General features: G+C 40.4%; 14 protein-coding genes. All 14 read right to left on the bottom strand.

From position 1 onward, the window contains the following. Window positions 1-5: 5 nt before the first annotated feature. Window positions 6-3,494 (bottom strand): DUF3854 domain-containing protein, encoded by a 3,489-nt coding sequence (locus GJB62_RS37725; RefSeq protein WP_245246233.1) that lies wholly within the window; start codon window positions 3,492-3,494, stop codon window positions 6-8. A gap of 311 nt (window positions 3,495-3,805) precedes the next feature. Next, the gene (locus GJB62_RS31415) at window positions 3,806-4,297 is read right to left on the bottom strand and encodes a relaxase/mobilization nuclease domain-containing protein (protein ID WP_114083224.1); all 492 of its coding nucleotides are present in this window, start codon (window positions 4,295-4,297) and stop codon (window positions 3,806-3,808) included. A gap of 5 nt (window positions 4,298-4,302) precedes the next feature. Then, complete coding sequence (locus GJB62_RS31410; protein ID WP_114083225.1) at window positions 4,303-6,072, bottom strand: type IV secretory system conjugative DNA transfer family protein; 1,770 nt, start codon at window positions 6,070-6,072, stop codon at window positions 4,303-4,305. A 156-nt stretch (window positions 6,073-6,228) separates the two neighbouring features. Further along, complete coding sequence (locus tag GJB62_RS31405; RefSeq protein WP_114083226.1) at window positions 6,229-7,419, bottom strand: hypothetical protein; 1,191 nt, start codon at window positions 7,417-7,419, stop codon at window positions 6,229-6,231. After that, window positions 7,416-8,171, bottom strand: a complete 756-nt coding sequence (locus GJB62_RS31400; RefSeq protein ID WP_114083227.1) for a hypothetical protein — start codon at window positions 8,169-8,171, stop codon at window positions 7,416-7,418. Before GJB62_RS31400 ends, GJB62_RS31405 begins: the two co-directional genes overlap by 4 nt. Continuing rightward, window positions 8,168-9,721, bottom strand: coding sequence for a TrbI/VirB10 family protein (locus tag GJB62_RS31395; RefSeq protein ID WP_114083228.1), 1,554 nt, complete (start codon window positions 9,719-9,721; stop codon window positions 8,168-8,170). The genes GJB62_RS31400 and GJB62_RS31395 overlap by 4 nt, the downstream gene beginning before the upstream one ends. Then, on the bottom strand, window positions 9,718-10,509 hold the full coding sequence (locus GJB62_RS31390; protein ID WP_114083229.1) for a hypothetical protein: 792 nt from the start codon (window positions 10,507-10,509) through the stop codon (window positions 9,718-9,720). The genes GJB62_RS31395 and GJB62_RS31390 overlap by 4 nt, the downstream gene beginning before the upstream one ends. 147 nt (window positions 10,510-10,656) lie before the next feature. Next, window positions 10,657-11,757 carry a hypothetical protein gene (locus GJB62_RS31385; protein WP_114083230.1) on the bottom strand — a complete coding sequence of 367 codons (1,101 nt, stop codon included), beginning with the start codon at window positions 11,755-11,757 and terminating at the stop codon, window positions 10,657-10,659. 52 nt (window positions 11,758-11,809) lie between these two features. Beyond that, entirely contained in the window at window positions 11,810-12,529 is a 720-nt protein-coding gene (locus tag GJB62_RS31380; protein WP_114083231.1) for a hypothetical protein, read from the bottom strand. 1 nt (window position 12,530) lies between these two features. Continuing rightward, window positions 12,531-15,350 (bottom strand): hypothetical protein, encoded by a 2,820-nt coding sequence (locus tag GJB62_RS31375; RefSeq protein WP_114083232.1) that lies wholly within the window; start codon window positions 15,348-15,350, stop codon window positions 12,531-12,533. A gap of 64 nt (window positions 15,351-15,414) precedes the next feature. After that, window positions 15,415-15,708 carry a hypothetical protein gene (locus tag GJB62_RS31370; RefSeq protein ID WP_114083233.1) on the bottom strand — a complete coding sequence of 98 codons (294 nt, stop codon included), beginning with the start codon at window positions 15,706-15,708 and terminating at the stop codon, window positions 15,415-15,417. A 78-nt stretch (window positions 15,709-15,786) separates the two neighbouring features. After that, entirely contained in the window at window positions 15,787-16,377 is a 591-nt protein-coding gene (locus GJB62_RS31365) for a hypothetical protein (protein ID WP_114083234.1), read from the bottom strand. A gap of 283 nt (window positions 16,378-16,660) precedes the next feature. After that, window positions 16,661-17,236 carry a DUF192 domain-containing protein gene (locus GJB62_RS31360; protein ID WP_114083235.1) on the bottom strand — a complete coding sequence of 192 codons (576 nt, stop codon included), beginning with the start codon at window positions 17,234-17,236 and terminating at the stop codon, window positions 16,661-16,663. Then, window positions 17,233-18,861: an ATP-binding protein gene (locus GJB62_RS31355; protein ID WP_114083236.1), complete on the bottom strand. Its 1,629-nt coding sequence runs from the start codon at window positions 18,859-18,861 to the stop codon at window positions 17,233-17,235. The genes GJB62_RS31360 and GJB62_RS31355 overlap by 4 nt, the downstream gene beginning before the upstream one ends. Window positions 18,862-18,963 lie beyond the last annotated feature (102 nt).

Genomic DNA, 18,963 nt, shown 5'->3' with positions numbered 1-18,963 from the left:
AGGTATTACAATTCTAATTCCTGTGAATTATTAGTAGGTTGTTGTGGAATGTGAGATTTTTGGGAATGTACTTCAACCTTGGGCGTATAGGTATTGTTAATAATCTGGCTACGAGTATTGAGCAAATCCTGAATCACATCACTCAAAGGAGGAAGACAAATATCAGTTTGCCCAATGTTCTGCTGCTCGAATTGACTTTGAAGGAGAATTTTTTGGTAAAGTTCACGTTGCTCCCCAATAGTCAGCTTGCCAGTTTGCTGAATTTTAGATTGAAATTCTAAATGTCCTTGCGCTACAGTCTCATGACTTGAACCATCTTTTTCTAACTGCTCCCAATATTGTTTTAAAACTGGATGTAGTGGTAGCACACCGTTGTCTTGTTTTGGAGAATTAAAGCTTGCTTCTTGTGGGTGTGATTGTGTCTTGCAATCTGGTACGTTGGGTGTAGGTTGAGTAGATTGGTGTGACTGCTCCTCGTCTAAATTACGGGTAATTTCGGGATGAACGGGCAGGTCGATGTCACGGGTGTCTGTCGGGTTGCCAAACAAATCTTTGTAATTAATATGCAGTTTTTGAGCCAACAGTCTTAACTTCTCTAAATCAGCTTCAGTGATAGCCATCGCTTGGACTTGATGAGTCATACCAGTGTCAGTTTTCTCAAACTGAAAGCGAACAGCCTCCCGATTTGTACCATTGTGTTCAGTTTTGAGTAATTGCAGAGTAGATGTATGGTCAGTGGTTTGTCGAAAAAGAATCCGGTAATTGCCCAAGGTTAAATCGTCTTTCTCGAACCTATTAATACTTTGTGTGAGTATTTTTAATACCTCGTTTTCTTTGAAGCTTTCTAAAATATTGTGTGTGCCACTAGGTGAAACCGAACTCAAGACAGAAGCTATTTTGCGAGGGTCTTCATCAACAGAGGGCAATTCTTTACCAGCTTTGAGGTAGTCAGCCACTAACAAAAACTCCTGCCTTTCAATAGGCAGAATGTTAATTTGTTTTTCTCTCCAAATTTTTTGTTCAGGCTCTATTTCTGTGTAGGAAAGTTTAATATTGCCTACGTGTCCCCATTTATCAGCTTGAAAAGTCATTAACTCTACATCATCATGACGACGATAGATACTGTATTTATCAGCACCATGATTCTTGATTACAAAAGCATCAGCATGGTAGATTTTGCCACTGGTCTGCTGTTGTTCATCTTTAGCCTCAACACCATATTTTTTTAACAAAGTATAAGCAGCAAAAGCTATTTGTTTATTCTCGCTAGCTTCTAGGCGCTTTCTAAAAAAATTAGGCTCATAAAGTGTAACATTTTCTTTTTTAGCCCAGGAACTAATGCTTTTTGTGTTTTGTGGAATTACAGGAGTTTCAGTTGGCTGGGCTGGCTCAAGGGCAACATCTAAATGAATAATGTCTGAATCAATAACTTTTATATCTATAATTTGTGAACCAGGGTCAATAAATGGTTGACGACGATTCTTGTGAAATACACCAATGTTTGCTTCTAATTCGGGAGCATCTGTCACAGTAGAGTCTCCTTTTTGTTGATCAACAAGGGAGGCAGGAGGCAGAGGGCAGGAGGCAGATCGCGCTTCTCTGCGAGACGCTCCGCGAACGCGTCTCCCCTTGGGAGAAGGAAAACTGCTTTCTGCCTCCTGCCGCGACCAGAGTGAGCTTGGGTTTGAGTCCCCCACTGAATCAGAGATTTCAGTGGCACTCCTAAAGTGGGGGTCTAAATCCCCCACCAAATTCTTCCCTTCTGCCTTCTGCCTCCTGCCTCCTGCCTCGTCTTCAATTGTTTTGACTGTGCCATCTTTGAGCTTGATAGTAAAACGTAAGCTATCAAGTTGATTTTGATGCCATTCTTCTAGAGCTATAGCCCCGGCAGATAGCTTTTCAAAACTTTCTCCTCCCTGCGTGACTATAAAATCATCTACACCCTTATCTGGCCCTGGCAGCGTTACTACTTTAACGACAGCACCAAATTCTTGTAATAAGCTTCCTGTTTTCCAAATATCTCTTTGGATATTGAGCTTAGTTTCAGGCTTAGTTTCATAATCAAAGCAGATTTTGATTTCTCTACTCGAAGTTGCGAAAACAGCTAACTCATCAGCCAGATAAGAATCACCAATTTTCTTGCCCCACTCGTTTTTAGGTGAGCGATAGCCGGAGGAAATTCCCGGTAGTCCGATGGCTGCGTGACCATGCGATAGTAGACTAGCCGCCTTCTTCGCGCCCTCTGTAATGACAAGTGGGATATTGTGTTTATACACACAATACCAAAAACCACTCAAGCGATCGCTATCGCTGGGGTTTACTCCAGCTTTTGAGTAAATATTTTGGGCAATCACGCCTGGGACATCTAGCAAGAAAATACTCAAATCAACTGATGGTGGATGCTCATATTTGATGAACTTGCCTTCAACCGCAACAGTGAACCCATCTTTTTTTACGGTTTTGAGTCTGGGGCGGTTTGGCTTATAGCATCCCCATTCTTTAACTTGAGGTTGCTCACCAGGGGTAAGATTAGCAAATGTGCGCGGGTCTACTCCTGAATTACACCACCAGCCACCTGCATCTAAGTGGGAATAGAGTTCTAAAAGCCTAGTAGAGAGGCTACCTGTATTTGTACGTGAGAGTTTGTCGCTGATCATGAGCCGTTCCCAAGCTTCATGTTCGCCACCGACATAGCTAAAATGAAGACTAGAGAAGTTGAGATGTGCAATTTCTGGTGCGATCGCACTTCCTACTACGAGTTCGTGCCAATGTTGCGGATCAATATGTTCTGGGTGATGAGGGATATGTTGAGTATTTTTTGGCTCGAGTTTTTCACTAGTTATAGGAATTGTGTGGTTGCTAATCAACTCTACTGTTAAATGCTCATCGCCAACTTCATGAAAATTAGTCACTTCACTCTGCTCATAGTCTTCATGAATATCATTCTTTTGTACAACATCTTTTTCTAAAATGGAGGAATTATCTACAATTTGAGCAAATGATATATCTTTGATTTCACCTGCATCCGTGACGTAATCATTTCTGTTTGTAAAATATTGATATTCCAGAGTATTATTGCTTTCGACTTGTATACTTAAAAAGTCAACGACTGTACCCGAAGGAGGAAGGTTTTTAGGAAAATTCGGGTTGGGTAAAACTGGAGGTAAATCAGGATCAGGAGGAAAATTCGGTGGTGTTATATCATTACTACCGGGGAGAAGTTTAGGCAATAAATATGCCATCGTCTCTTCTACTTGTTCTATTTCCTCATCTGTTACACCTTCAAAGTTACCTTTAGACCATTTCCAACCACCATCCTCATCAGGAGTAAGAAAATAAGTTTCTTCTCCTATTTGAATTCGACATTTTAAATCAATAGCTGATTCGATTGATTTATAAATAAACTCTCCCAAAGGATAAATAAAATCTCTAATAAAATGCTGACTAGCTCTAGCGTAAGCGGAAGTGAGTTGCAAATGTCGTTCATCAAACATATTTATTTGGGTGTAGCAGAGTAAAGGATAAAGGGTCAAAAGAGGCACTTGAGCAGGGGAGCAGGGGAGGAATGAGAAAAATTTAACCCTGTTTTGTCAATCTGGGGAAAGCTAATCCCTGTAAGGCTTTTGCAGCTTTAGTTTTCAGATTTTGGCAAGAAATTTTAGTTACTGTTAGAAAATAAAGGTTCAAACCTTAGCTCAATCAAAGTTTCAGACTCTTGCTTCGATTATTGTTTTCCGAGAGTGAAGAATAGAATAGGGTTAATTCTCTCCCTGCTCAAGAACAGCTTTTCTTTCTACATTCTTGTCTAACCACAACAGTTACAGAATCGTCTTTGCAAATATTTGTTATGAACAGGGTTGTCGATGATGAGAGAACAAGATTGGCGTAGAACCTCATATTGTTGCCAGTTAGCCCCCAAGCATTTGATATCGATGAGTTTACCTTGGGGCGTAATGCGATTAAAAATAATATGAATATAAATATTGCCCTTTTGAATATCTAAAAAACAGATATACTGCAAATCATGCCAGCCGATACCGTGAATATATCGGTTAACAATTTTCAGACAAGATTCTTGATTTAGTTGGATGTAAGTGTTTTTTAGGTTGATGATAGTATATATGCCCAAATTCCTCAGCTTTCGTCTAGTTTTAGATAAAGTCTTAAACTCCTGAATAATTTGCAGGGGAGGCAGACTAATATCAATAAAACTACCATTTGCTAAAATTTTCTCTTGAGATAGTGTCTGAATTAGTTCAAAACTGCTAATTTTTAATTCTTCAATAATCATTTTCATAATAATCAAATTCCACTGTTAGATTTGTTTTGATTAATCATGCTGCCGACTTCTTTGAATGTTAGTCCCGAATTATTAGAAATAGCTTGAGGGTTTTCGGGAAGCGGAAAGCGTGAATCAACTTGCTTAACTCGCAAAGCTAAATCTTGCTGTGAGGGAAATTTCTGTGTACTCTTTCTAGCTAATAAACTGACAATTCTTGCCCATTTAAGTTGATTGTATTTCTCAATATTTTTGAGTGACTCATTAATTTTGATAGTTTTGAGTAAAGGAACAGACCCCTCCTTTTGATTGGCATAAGCCGGATTAATAAAAACACATTTGCCAGCAATTAGTTTGAGAAATTGAGCCGATTCAAAAAGCTTTCTAGTTTTCTCTTGGTCACTAATACTAGTGCTATTATTTTTACTACCAGTAGAACGGCTTTTTTGCTTGTACTTAATCTCTTCATCACCCAAGAAGTTGGAGAATAATTGGGCTGACTCGTTCTCACCAGGATTGAATATAAACTTAGTGCTGCAAGCCCCCAGGATCGCCTTAGCAATATCCTTACCGTAGTTCTTCTCAAGCTGCCCCATATTTTGGAAGCCGATAAGACCGCAGAAGCCCTCAGAACGAGATTCATTCAGCCATCTATATAAATCAGGCAGATAAATAGACGGTAATTCATCCAGTGCAACGATCAGTGGATCTTTCCGTTTTTTGGCAATGTTACGGGCGATGGTCATGTGTAAAATGCTGGTCATGAGAGGCCCTACTGCATCTCGGCGTTCTCTGTCCAACCCAAAAATAATCATCTGCTTACCTTTAATTTCCAAAGGTAAAGTTGTCTTACCGATGAAACAGCCCAAGGTGTTTTTCGCCATAAAGCGAGTGAACATAATACTGGCGGTAGCAACAATGCCTGCAACAGTTTTTTCAGATGCAGCAGAACTGAACAGTTGCCCAAAAGCAATTTTTACCCAAGGATTGAGAGAAGCAGCCATCAGGCGTTTGACCATTTGTTCGCTAGAAAGTATCGCGGCGCAAGTCATAACATCTGCGAATTGACCGAACTCTTTAGCTAACATCAGAATTGCCTGAGTCAGCTGATCCCCCGACGGGCCAAAGAAACCATCTTCAGTTGAATTGCCCAAAAGTCGGAAATTCTTATTGATCACAGTGGAAATTTGTCGGGACGATTCGGCATCACTACTATCCCGAAGAAAATCTAAAGGATTGCAAACTTCAGATTCAGGAAATCCCGGTGCAAAGATGTGAACATCATAGCCCTTATATTTAGCATAAGCAGCAACTTTCGCTTGAGAAGGGTATTTGAAGTCATAAACTATACATGGAAATTCCTGATCAATTGCCGAGTAAATCATCGGGTTAATGGCGCTGAATGTTTTACCGCTACCGGGAGCGCCAATGACTGCCGTACCTCTTTGCACATCAGGAATATAAAAAGTAGTATTAGCACCTTTTCCCTGATGCTTACCAATGTAAAGTGCCGCACTATCACATTGGGGATTGGCGATTTGCAAGATGGCTTTTTTCTGAGCAGTAGCAGTTTCTTTAGCTCCACCCCAATAAGAGGTAGCAATTTTCTTCTTGTTAGAGTCGCCAAAAAATACCCTGAGCAAAATGTAAGCGCCAAGCAAGGATAAAACTGTTAGTCCATTGGGGGTGAAAAGAGAGTGAGTGTACTTGCCAATTGCGTCTGAAGGATTTTGTAATTGCTCAAACTGAAATGTTTGAGGATTAGCGCTATTTATTTTGAAAGATTTGCTCATATTTAAGGTAGAGAATTGGGTTCACCAAGCCCCAAAGGGGCAGGGTGTTGGGTGTGGGGTGTGGGGTATAGGGGAAGAATTAGCCTCAATAACCAGTGGGTCACTTGCCCCCACCAATACCGTCTTCCCTACACCCAACACCCTACCCCCAACACCCTATTCTGGTTGACCAAGAACGATAGGGTCTTTCTCTCGGTACTCAATAAAAGGTACAGGCCCAATGAAGTATGGACTGCAAGTGCGACCAATGAAGGGTATAGTTTTGCAGATGCGGAAGAACATAGTAGTCTCCACCTTTCCACTGCCTTCATCAATATTCCAAACAACTTGCTTAAAACTAGAGCCAAAGGGGTTCCTGCCAGTAGGCTCTTGACCATCATTGAGAGCTTTTAAAATGCCAAATCCACCATTAACCTTTTGGAATTTCCCGGATATCCACTGTGTTCCAGTAGTCTCACCAATGCCGGACATTTCCGCATGAGCGCAATTGCTTTGTAGACAGGGAACATTAAAGCCATCTTGATAGCTACCAGATATGGAACGGGTACGGTTAGCCTCAATATCTCCCAATGGCAGATCAAATGAAGCAACAAATGAAAGGTCAAGTGTTCTCAACCCCGGTAAATTATCCCAGGTGAGTGTTGATAATCCTGGTACACCATCAATTCTGGAGTCTTGCCAATTCCCAAATCGATTAATAGATGTGTTCTGGATATTAGGAATGGATGTCAAAGGATAATTTTTTAAATTAATTACTCGACCAAGTTGAACATTACTTAAATTCTCATAGCGGCTGAGATTAGCAATTGTGCTGCCATTAATGCCAAATCTTCTAGCAAAATCACGGATAGGTATAACACTATTAACATTTCTATTACCCAAATTAGGAACGGCTTTGACCAAATTTGGTAAGGTCTGCCATTGAGTTAATTGAAAATCATCTAATGTTAACCTACTTAAATTGATTCCTTGTACTGAAGCTATGGTTGAGAGATTTAAATTTTCTATTGCTAATTGAGGTGTTTCAAAATCTCCCAGTTCCATAAACTCGCTAATGCTTTGTCCTGCCGTCCAGGTTCTAGTTTCTGTACCTCTTGTGCCTGGGTAGGTAACACTGTTACTTTCAGAAATAATCATGTCGCTAAAACGCAAGCGCGACCAATCAGGAGTAAACCCATTAGGAGAATTTACAATGGGTACTTGTGCTGAAGCCTTGGGCAGCAAAAAGCCTACTAAAGAGTTCAATAGCCCATATTTTATAAAACTATGAAGAAATAAGCTACCTAATAAACCAAAACAAATGAAGTAACGTAAGGCGTTATCATTGAGGCGAAAAGATGATTTCATAAACTATTACCTTGTCTTAAATTATCAGAATTATTATTCAAAGCAATTAATTTATTAACTAAGTCTTGAGAGACAGAAGCCTTATTAGTAGCAGTAGAAATGTCATCACCTGCTTGTAAATAACCGATTAACTTTTGCAATCGTTGATGTAGTTCATCTTGCTGATTAATCCATCCACTTCTAATAGCGACAACAATACCGCCTCGAATTTGATTAATTGTTTGCTGTGTTTTAACTAATGATTGCAATTGAGGTTTCGGGGCTGTTTGTCCTCGTGCGACATCATTCTGGATCGTTACCTGACTATATTTAGGAGTGCCATTACTTGTTGCTAGCCGAAAACTGTAAGCCTTACGCTCCCCAGAGGATGACTGCGTAATTACTGTTAACAAAGTGGTAGATGTTTGCGGTATTCCGGGAATGTTTACTCTTTTGATCCGTCGCAGATGAATCAGTCCCGCGCCGGGGCTAGAGCAATTCTGATCCAGCCCCTCTAAGCAACCATCTGTGTCAAGCAGAATTTGCGACGGATCGTCTAACCAGACTTTTTTGATAGTCTCGCCAATTTCATAGAAAGAAATTGCCACACCGTGACCATTCCAAACGTTGATAGTTTGTAGTTTGGCCTGCGTCCCACTAGCTTGAGTTTGTTTGATGATGCGAACGACTGGTGCGGCAATTGTGGATAGTGGAGTCGCGGCGAGAGCCAACGCTAGAGTGCCGCTTGTAACTATGTTAATTATGCTTTTCATGGCAACTCTAAAGAGCGATTTACATTAAAGGTAACTTTGGTTCCCTGTGGAATAAACCAAGTATTAGGGCGAGAAGTAATTTCTTGAGTATTACGTTGATTACGTTGGCTGATGTTTTGGCTAACTTGACCAAAAAAACCTTCTACTAACGCACCAGTGAGATTGCGCTGATTGCCACTACTACGTCTGCGAATCCTGCCTGTGAATTCATCAGAAATTTCTTCTTCACTATCCGGTTGGTTCATAATCTCCCCAACCTTCCCCAATGCAGACACAGCACCACCAAACAAGTCACTACGGGCAATCTCGCCACCCCTGTCCTGAAATCTTCGAGCTATTAGGGGTGTACCACCAACTCCTGTCACGGAAATCGCACCCGCAGAAATAGGATATTCTGTATTATCTAATATGATCGCTCTGACATAAGCGACAGCGTAACTGCCGCCATCAACTGAAGCTAACTCGACTGCTAGCATTGTTCCCGAAGGAATTGCCACTTGCCCATAGTTATCGCGTAAATCCTCTTGCAGTCTAGCGACAGACCTAGTGTTATTAGAGGTTGGTGTTTGTGTCTGTGTCTGCCCTGAATTATTAACTGTGGCTTGAATTAAAGATGTAACAAGGACACCACTAGCAAAAGTGCCAACGGTAAGGTAGCGAGTTTGTTTGCCTTGGAGAATTTGGCTTTCTTGAGGTAAATAATTGTTAGCTAAAGTAATCTTGTTAACTTTAGAAGTTGCTTGCCACCTGGGGCGGATCTTTTCAATCGAGTCGCTTGAGTTTTGCGGCGTGGTTTGGTCAAAATTATTTGTATCTGTTTGTTCATTCGGTTGATTTTGAACTGCTTGAGAAAGATCCGGATCTAATAAAGATTGTTTGCTGGTGCTAGTTTCGGCGTATGCGATTTTGCCGTAAGAACCGATGCCACGGAGTTTGTTCAATTGCTCAAGGGGATCTAGGGGCGTTACTGTCCGTGCAGATATAGAGGATCTTGGAGAAAAACTCGTGCGTGTTGGTGGCGGAGTGTAGGTTCTAATCGCTTGTGGAGTAGTCTGAGTTACGCGACGTGATTGTGTATTTTGAACACTCCGTGGCGCAGGTCGTGGAGATGGTGGGTTAGATGGCACAACCTTTTGGTCTACTGAAACTGGTACTGGCGCTGGTTGGTCAAATCTATTTTTGTTAATGCGACCTAACTCATCTTCTTGATCCGACAGAGCGAGTTTTGCACGCGCATCACCGTCTCCATCATCACTTTCTTGGGCTTGTTCAGTGGTCGGTATTTCCTGCGTTTTCAGACCAATCTTTGGTGATGGTGCGGGATTGAAAACACCATTGAGCATCAAAAATATCGCTAAAAATCCAACTCCAAAAGGGACAGCAATTATTGCTAGTCTTGACCAAGGAGAAGTAACAAATGTGTGCTTAGTTGGTACTAATAAACTTTCTGGTTCTGGTGCTTTATTACCATTAGTTTTATTAACATCATCTATTTTAAGCAAATCCTCTAAAGTCGATACAGATCCATTTTTATTATTCTCTTCACTCATTTCCTTCTCCCGAAGTTTAAATCTACAATTTCGGTAATTTCTAATCCGGCGCGACGGGCTGCATAAATCTTCTTGGCTAAATCAGTGGTATTAGCTGGGATATATTCTGGATTAGAAATTGAAGAAACTGTAACGGTTTTGTTGAAAGCAATTCCTTTACCTAAGTTATTCTCACGCTCAAAAGTTACCAGCGTCCCAATAAAATCTATTTCCCATTTCCCTGCTTTAATTTGGCGTGGTTGAGATATGAATCTGGGGATTAAAGATACTTGAGTATCACCATTGAATACACCCGTCGGAGTGATTGATGCTAATTTCTTGAGAAAGGCGGGGCGAAATCCTTCATTTTCACTTAAAGCAAATGCAGCATCATAGGCTCTAGTCGTAACCTTACTATTAGATTTTTTATTAAGTCTACCTACTTCTACCCCAGTATCTTGCTTAGTGATAGGTTCTCCTTTCTCATTAAATATTTTTACTAATCCATCCCAATTAAACGTAGTAATAAACGTATCAGATACAAATTTTTTAATTACTTCATCAGACCGTTCTTTTGGGTCTACTGCTCTAGCGGTAATTGTCTCTCCTGATGAAAGTTGTACTAATGCCAATTGTTTTTTATTTAAAACACTAATTACTCCATAATTTAGGAATTGTAATAGCAGAGAAAGTGCAGCCATTGAAAACCCAGCCAGAGAAATTATTCCAACTCTTGTTGTTACATATTTGTTGTAACTAAGTAATTGTAATGGTTCTTTTGGTTGAGGTTTATTTTGATGATTTAGCATAGATTTTATTGTCAGAATCCAGGAGTCAGAATCCAGGAGTCAGAATGTTGGAGAAGAAGAGTGAATCCTTTTCAATCAATAGAAGAGTTATCCGCTCATTGCTTTTAAATTCTGGCTTCTGAATCCTGAGTGCTGAATTCTTACGTTTTATTTAGCTAATTTTCCGACTAAACTACCACCTTTAGTAGCAACACCTTTAGCAACCTCAATGGCAATGCCACTGTAAGTTTCAGTAGCTTTATTAATTTGAAGTAAAACAGAAACGCCACCACCAGCCGCTAAACCTGTAGCTAAGAATGGCGCAATTATACCAATTGTAAATAGGAAAAACATTGGCTGATAAGATTTAGAATCAGCGACTAATTGCCCGGCGAAACCAACAATGATATTGAAGCAAAGTTTGCCAAAACCTATACTGAAATATCCGACTAACCAACTGTAGATTGATTTAGCTCCGTAAGGTAGCAGAGAGCCACCAACAGCTATAGGCCCCAGCAGTGCTGTTACGAGCATAGTCAGTTCAATTCCCCATTGGTAAGCCCCATTCATTCCGACTAAAATTATCGTAACTATGTCAGTAACAGCAGACCCAACAAAAGCATTAATAGGAGATAAAATTAAATCAATTCCATTTGCTTTACCATCTTTCACATCATTAAAAGCATCGATAGCGCCATCAATTGCATCTACAAACCAAGAAAAAACTCCATTATTTTTGTTAAACTTATCTGGATATTTTTTGGTTAAATCTTCTTTAGCTTGATTCAAACAGTTGATTTCTTCTTGTTGACTTAAAGATGAATTTCTACATTTATTTACAGCAATACCAATAGCGCTACGTGCTGCTTCAGTTCCCAATGCACTTTCATACGCTTGCTTGAGGTCAATTCCCGCAGCAGCCTTGCTAAGAACTATATTATTTACATTATTAATATAGTTTCTAATCCCCAAAGTTGATTTTCCTAAAGCATCTCCGCTATTACTTAGGAGATAGACAACTATTAACGGCCAAATAAAATCAGTATAAGCTCTTTGTTCTTCCCCCGCCATCATTTTTTTTGTCCATTCAACGACGAAGAAAGTTAGTGTTGCTATAGCGAATAAAGCTCCGACTGTACAAATTGCTGAATAAACACCACCTGTAATAGTTTCGTTCCAAAGCTCATCAAATCCTTGTGCTACTGAAGCTGCATTTTCTCTTGCTAAATCAGCTAAATCGCCACCATCTAATTGCGCTAGTAAAAACATGATTTGAATCCTTGCTCAATACAGTAATTTTGAAAGATATTTGAACGCTACATCAGTCAGCAGAAGTAGGATCTAGCCGTGCATTAAGTACGACTTCATGTAGTAGAGACAATCTGCCATCTTCTTCGGAGTTCTCCTTTTTCCGTTGGGAGTCAAGATGCTCCGCCACTTGGGTCAGCATCAGGTTAGAGTAAGCATTGTCCTGTCGGGCTAACAGCGAATCAGTACGTTGTTCTGCTAACATCGACACAATTAAGCCGTTCTGAGCAGCGATCGCTTTGAGAACGTTTTGAGAGGCATCCATGTCCTGAGCTTGATCAGAAATATCTTTTGCTTGCTGGGCAATTTGTGCAGTAGTATCAATTTTTTCTTGAGTTTGCTGCTGTCCTTTTTCGCTGACCACGCTAGCGACAGAAGCCAAAGCTAGGTCACGTGAGAGCTTCTGTGCTTTTTCTTGGGCGACAGGATAAGAATAATCGTCCTTAAGTGAATCCTTCAATTGATCAGCCGAAGCAATTGGGTCAGGCGCACCCAATTGTCCGATAGAACTATCAATTGCCGCATTAGCGTTTTCTTTGATGTCAGCCCAAGCACTGTTAATCTCATCAGATGCCCAGGTTTGAATTTCACCAACTTCACTTTGAAGATCCGAAACAATAGAACTAAAAAAATCGTTAATGCTGATGCCATAGCTAGGTGCAGCAATAAGTAAACTGCCAAAAGTAGCAGCAGCTATCGCACCAATAGTCAATTTCTTCATGATTGGTTTCATATTAGGCAACCTGTTTGATATTGGAGCGGGAAATCAAATGTTTAGCCAAGTCTGATAACTCTTCCCCCCGAATCATTCTGATATAATCCTCACTAAATTTGACTAACCCAAGCAGAGGATTATCTTGATAGTATTTGAGAAACAAACTGCGTAATTCTTGCTCATCGGGATTATTAGCAACTGAGGCTAATAAACAGTAAGCGGGATAATAGCGACAGAAAGTTAGCTTGCCGTTATTATCAAGCAACCACTGAGAGTAAATCCCCGACTTTTTTGGATAAAAAGCTTCTGTACTATTGACCCTGATGATTTCGGTTGGATATTTAAAGCGAACAATAAACGGGTCAACGGCTGATGATTGAATCCTGCCTACTAAACGTGTAGTGATATTGGCAAATATCTTCTGTGCAGATGCGCTCTGATATATAGTCTCTGGTTCTTGGGCAGAAATAATAACGCGGATACCAGACTTCGCACCATTGGCACACAATCGCCCAATTAACGAGGCGATAGCATCAAATTGGAATAAAATTGGTGCTTCATCAAGGAAGAATATCGAAGCTTTTGATGATAATGCGCGACGTAATGCAGCAGAGTATGCACTAAGAGCGAGTATGGCAGCATCAGCTTCACTCGATAAATTACGTAAAGCGAATACTAACAATTTGGCATTAGTTCTAAAACTGGATGGGCGTGAGATGGATTGCCCTACCCTGGTACTCAACCAATAATTTATTCTCAGCCTGATTTGCTCTAAGGCTTCGGAAATCTCTTGACTCTTACTAGCAATAGAATCTAATTGTATGAAAGCTGGAGAACAAAAATTATAAAAATCTTTGAGTGTCGGAGTCTCGTTCCAATATTGAGTTCCAAATCCATTTTGTATTGCTGACTTGTAGCGTGATTTAATTTCATCATCATTAAAAAATGTTTTTAAAGCTAAAGCAATGATTGACTCAATATTGGTGGTAATCGTTGGGCTGACACCAATCATGCTCGTCCCTATCACCATTGTCATCAGCACTGATTTCAGAAATTCCTTAAAATCGTTCAATCGCTCATTTCTCAGTTCTGCATCCAAAGAGCGCAAATCAGGTAGTTCAAAAAGATTGTTTGATTCTTTGGAGATGTCAAAGTATGCCCCATCTTCACCCAGTAGATTTGTGTAGTCGGTGAATGTAGAAGTACCATCTGGTTTGGGATAGTCTAGCGCCACCACCGGAATATCTTGTGCTAGTGCCGGGGTAAGAATACCTGCCACCAGTACAGATTTACCTGAACGAGTTGCGCCGAAGACTGCCAAATTCTTGTGGTTTTGGTACAAGTCTAAATGTACTGGTGTGCCGCCTTCTTCTGCAATCAACTCAAACCCACTGCGATCGCCTGTGGCAGTCCTGATCAATGGCATCAGCCCTGGTGCTTCCGAACTAAAATATGGCAGTCGGCGGTTAAAAGGCTTGGTTAATAGTGGTTCCCAAACAAATGGGCAACACTGCAACCATAGTTTCCAAGCGTATTCTATTTCTCGGTCAACTACCGCCGGACGCAAGAAATAGCTGGCAAGGTAGCGGCAAGCTTCGTCTAATTCCCGTGGGGTTGGGCGGTGGACGAGAAAAACAACTGCGGTATGCACTACTACACTACCTTTATATATTGTCTTCTGCGCCTCTACCGCTTCTTCAATATTCATCCCCGATTTGACATCAATATTTCCTTTATCTGTAGATAAAGAAGTGCTGGTAATTGATTGTTTGGTAATGCGTTGAAGATTTGTTTTAGAAATAGCTTGATTTGCCTTTGTTAGCTGACAAATAATTTCTGTATCAGAAATACTATCTCTAGAGATTAATTCCCATAGATATCGCAGTTGGGCTTGTTCGTCATACCATCCCCCTGGCTTTTGGCTGAAGTTGAGCGCCCCAATATATTTATTTTGTAGTTTTACCCATTTTCTATCGAAAAATGGCACAGACTCCTCATTCTCTAACATCTGGTGGCGGATGTGAAAATCGCTCGTCTGAGTTTCTACTATTCCATCTATTGGGTCAATTTTTAATGGATTAGGGATTGCCGGGGCAGTAGAGCGATTAAGCTGTTGCCAAATTGTTGACCAAATTTCTTCAGCACTTAAAACCCTAATCCCCAACTTCATCTTGTTGCCCAGGATAGCTGACCACTGTAAAAATCCATCGTTAAATGAATTTTGCAGAATATTTTCAATTCTAATATTGTTATGGGCGTGAATTTCACCTGTAAAGCGAAACCAACCCTTTTCTAATTTTCTAATCAGAGATTCTATAAAATCCTTAGACCGTTCATCCTCATCAATAACAGTGTAAGTACACCAGAGTCTCAAAAACTTATTCTTCCTAGCTCCACTTTCCGTTAGTTTTTTAGTCCTTAATCTTTCACTACGTATTAACAATTTTAATTGGTCAATCTGACAATTACTCTCTAGCTTGGACAGTTCTTCTTGTCGGTGATAATCAGACGTAAAAGAACCTAAATGTATTGTTAAGTTTTCCCCTTCGGGAATTTCTTTTAGCCCCGCTTCTATCCCCTCAAACATCGGCAGCATTTGCGATGATTCTAAATTCGGATGAATCCCTAAACAATCAAAGCAGAATTTGATTTGAATATTTTCACCTTTTTTGAGAATTAATGCGCCTACGCCCTGCCTACCTCCTAAATTTAGGTCGCAAATGCCCGCTAAGTGGATAATATCTTCAAAGGGAGTGAGCATTTTGACAACACTAATCTGCTCATTTTCTAATGCGACTTTACCTAATTTATCTTTAACTTTCTTAGAAGATTTTGCCATAACTTTACCAATCACTGAAATTTAATTATCTTCAAAATTGCGTTCGCGGAGCGTGCCGGAGGCTCTATTGCCAATTGCGAATTGGTTTATGTCTCATATATCCCCTATTAATCCGAGGGACGCTGACGAACTTACCGAAAAAGTCCTTGTTTGTAGAAATTGTCCACCATGTTGCCCATCCCCAAGCAATACTTAATCCTGTGCCTAACCAACTTGTTTTCAGTAGATAATTGAACAGAAAAACATTGACTACTGCTATTAATGTCCAGGCAAATATTTGGTCGGCAGGGAATGGCCCTAGTCTTGGTCTTTCTCCTAAAATCCGATTTACTGTCCGAAAATCATGTTTCTCTGACATATTTATGATTTAATAAAAAGTTATCAGCTATTAATTCAAATGCATATTTATCAATAACTGATAACCTGTAAAAAATTTTTACTGAACAATCAAACCAGTAATTAAATCTCCAACAAAAACTGCCATGACTATGATTAATGGAGTTCTAGCCAAAGACTGCCAATCTTCATCATTGCGGGTAGATTGAATAATCTGAACTAGACTGATCCCAACATATAATAGGAACAAAGCTCTCAATACATTGAAAAAAAGTTCGATAACTCCTGATGTTTGTCCATTACCGGCATTACCAAAAGTGGTGGTCATCCAAGTTTGAGCATTATTGAAAAACTGAGCATTAGCTGGAGCCGCCGCAAAATCAATTAGACATATTACTGCTAACAGCGCAAACAACACAGCATAGAGATTAACTCCATACTTTCGTTGTAGTTTATCGAAGTTAGTAAATAATGCTTGTGACTGTTTCGGCAAGGCAATGACGATGGCGGACGCAATCATAAATCCACCCATCAATATATTGTGGACGGACATCTCTGCTATCATCAACACACCAGTCACACCCATGAGTGTAAGTGTGCTTTTTGTCGCCCTGTCATTCTTTGGAGAAGGTGAGAGGGTTGCTGTTGCCGAAGCGGAAAAACTTTCTAGATATTCGTAGTCAGTACGCATCTCGTTCTCCTGAACGATTGGATGAGGAATACGCACATTCTTAAATAAGTCAGCTTCAAGATGGAGACACTTTAGTACTAAAAAAAAATAGCACAAAAGTACTAGTATAATATTGCTAACATTCATTCTCTAAGTATTTAGAAATCAATTATAGTATTAGCAAGCTTTTTGCTTGACATATAATCCCTGCAATTATTTATTAGTATAAATAATTTTGTAATTAGCTCAGTAAGGTAGAAATGTGGAGATTGACTTTTGCTTGGTTTTGTGTGTTAAAGCCTGTTTAATGCAATACACACGTTTTTGGCAAATTGCCATGACAGCCTGATCGCAATCGATATAATTCTTTGGCTGATGATAAGGGTTGGATGTTAAGCCTGTCGCCAACCTTGATATTGGCAGCGCCTGTTGCTAGCTCTAGCACTTGATTGGCAACTTTCCCCTTGTAGATGGGGCAAGGGGTTTTGTAGCACGGTTGGGCATTGTAAACCGCAGTTGTCACCACATTGTCCTTAAGATAAAAGATGTCTAATGGAAAATTTACCTTGTACATCCAGAAAGGCACGTTGTGAATTTCTCCTCCCAAATTGAATAACATTCCATGATCACCGTTTAAAGATGCTCGAAATTTCAGCCCTTTCTCTAATTGCTCTGGTGTAGAAGCGGCTTCCAAGTTAAATGTGCGCTTGCCAAGAGTAAGAATGTGCGTAGCTGGTAAATCCTGGGGACGAGTTTGGACGTAACCAATCGCCACAGTGCCGATGATAATTGATACTCCAGCGACAGGGCCTAGTATGTTCAGTAAGTTGAAGGCAGCAACGTATAAATCCTTTTCAGAATTAATTTTTAAAGTTTTCATGTTTCACCAAAAATATCAACATTGCCGAGACTATATATAGAAGAATCAATTGGACTAGATGGAAGGCCATGTAAAGCCGCAATGTTACGCATACTTTCAACTCGGTCAGCTTCACGGATGGCGAGAGGATTCATACTCTGCCTTGCAGCCAACAATGCCGACAATGTAATCTCAAGTGATGGCAGTTCGCTAGCTGGTGCAACATCATCACCAAACATTTGACAGAAACTAAAGACGGCGGCACGTTCAACAATGGCTTGAATCTCCGCACCGACACATCGCTGCGTGGCTTTGAGTAACCTTTTCCATTCTTGTTCACTGTAGCCATCGCCCCGATCACGGAAACGAGGATCGAAACGGGCTAAGTGAATCTTGAATATTTCGTGCCGTTCTCCATAATTGGGTAAATCCACCTTAAAAATCTCGTCAAAGCGTCCACTTCTGGTTAGCTCTGGTGGTAGCCATTGAATATTGTTAGCCGAAGCGATAATTAAAACCTCACTAGTACGTTCTTGCATCCAGGTCAAAAGCATACCAGCGAGGCGTTTAGATAAATCATCATCCCCGGCGAATCCCTTATCAAAGTCATCAAGGTATAAAATTACACGATTGATTCGGTCTACCAGTGCGAGTAAACTCTTGAGTTTATATTCAGCCAAATTACCGTAACTGCGGAAACTACCCCACTCTACTGAAATCAGAGGTAGCCCCAATTGTGCAGAACTTGCTTTAGCGGAGTAAGATTTTCCTGTTCCCGGTGGGCCGATTAATAAAATCCCCTTGGGTAAACGAAGATTGTAAGCTTTAGCCAATGAGGATAGAAGGCGCTTATAAGTTTTAAACGCTTGCTGCATCAGTTCCAGCCCCCCGATAGGAGTGCTTGGAGGTTGGAGAAATTGAATATTATAAATTCGCTTAAATAGGTCAATTTTGTAAGCGGACAGTTGAGACACTAACTCATCCGGTGTAATTTCATGATTTACAATCGCCTGTCTAATTCCATAGTCAATGTCTGCCAAGTACATGCCTAAGCCGGCGTTCGCCGTCGCATGAATATCGCTGCGGCTGTAATCAGGTAATACTTGAGCTAAGTAACTGCTTATTTCCTCTATAGCTGGCAATTGTTGCACAATGGTAGGAACTTCGGGGGCAATGTCAGATGACACGGTGGCGTTTGACCCTAAGAGAATCGCTGCTTTGTTAGCATGGCAATTGTACAGCTTCAGGTTAATGAGGGCTGACTTAATCCACTCGGAAGTCAGAAAGAAATCGGGGTCAGTGGTAGACTCTCCCAGCCAAGGGAATATGCCCTCTAGTATGAGAATCCCTTGTAAATGGGTAGTTTTCCAGAATCGCAGAATTTCAAAGTAATGTTCACGTCGATTCTTGGCGATCGCCTGATACTGGTCAACTCTTTGTAAACTTAATCCCTCCTCATTAGTAGATAACTGCTGTAGCGCATCATCCTCCAGCGTCCACAGGTAACAGTTAATATTGTATTGTTCGCATTCACTGGCGAGATTGATGAGCAGCCTGACCCTCTCTTGCAATGGAGACTCGACAGCAATCAGCTTATTGTTAAGCTTAATTAATCCAAATATTTGTTTAATTAACTCATTATTCATTAGGGCTTTAGTTAAATTTCACCCCAATATTATTGATAGCTAAAACTCTTTACTAGCTACTTTGGTACTGAAAAAATCGGTACTAAAGTAGCTTGACTTTTT

This window comes from Nostoc sp. ATCC 53789, assembly GCF_009873495.1.
Taxonomy (GTDB): domain Bacteria; phylum Cyanobacteriota; class Cyanobacteriia; order Cyanobacteriales; family Nostocaceae; genus Nostoc; species Nostoc muscorum_A.
This window is presented reverse-complemented; position numbering and strand designations above follow the sequence as displayed.

Excerpts from the sequence above, each read along its gene's own strand:
- GJB62_RS37725 (WP_245246233.1), bottom strand. The coding sequence starts at position 3,494 with ATGTTTGATGAACGACATTTGCAACTCACTTCCGCTTACGCTAGAGCT.
- GJB62_RS31415 (WP_114083224.1), bottom strand. The coding sequence starts at position 4,297 with ATGAAAATGATTATTGAAGAATTAAAAATTAGCAGTTTTGAACTAATT.
- GJB62_RS31410 (WP_114083225.1), bottom strand. The coding sequence starts at position 6,072 with ATGAGCAAATCTTTCAAAATAAATAGCGCTAATCCTCAAACATTTCAG.
- GJB62_RS31405 (WP_114083226.1), bottom strand. The coding sequence starts at position 7,419 with ATGAAATCATCTTTTCGCCTCAATGATAACGCCTTACGTTACTTCATT.
- GJB62_RS31400 (WP_114083227.1), bottom strand. The coding sequence starts at position 8,171 with ATGAAAAGCATAATTAACATAGTTACAAGCGGCACTCTAGCGTTGGCT.
- GJB62_RS31395 (WP_114083228.1), bottom strand. The coding sequence starts at position 9,721 with ATGAGTGAAGAGAATAATAAAAATGGATCTGTATCGACTTTAGAGGAT.
- GJB62_RS31390 (WP_114083229.1), bottom strand. The coding sequence starts at position 10,509 with ATGCTAAATCATCAAAATAAACCTCAACCAAAAGAACCATTACAATTA.
- GJB62_RS31385 (WP_114083230.1), bottom strand. The coding sequence starts at position 11,757 with ATGTTTTTACTAGCGCAATTAGATGGTGGCGATTTAGCTGATTTAGCA.
- GJB62_RS31380 (WP_114083231.1), bottom strand. The coding sequence starts at position 12,529 with ATGAAACCAATCATGAAGAAATTGACTATTGGTGCGATAGCTGCTGCT.
- GJB62_RS31375 (WP_114083232.1), bottom strand. The coding sequence starts at position 15,350 with ATGGCAAAATCTTCTAAGAAAGTTAAAGATAAATTAGGTAAAGTCGCA.
- GJB62_RS31370 (WP_114083233.1), bottom strand. The coding sequence starts at position 15,708 with ATGTCAGAGAAACATGATTTTCGGACAGTAAATCGGATTTTAGGAGAA.
- GJB62_RS31365 (WP_114083234.1), bottom strand. The coding sequence starts at position 16,377 with ATGCGTACTGACTACGAATATCTAGAAAGTTTTTCCGCTTCGGCAACA.
- GJB62_RS31360 (WP_114083235.1), bottom strand. The coding sequence starts at position 17,236 with ATGAAAACTTTAAAAATTAATTCTGAAAAGGATTTATACGTTGCTGCC.
- GJB62_RS31355 (WP_114083236.1), bottom strand. The coding sequence starts at position 18,861 with ATGAATAATGAGTTAATTAAACAAATATTTGGATTAATTAAGCTTAAC.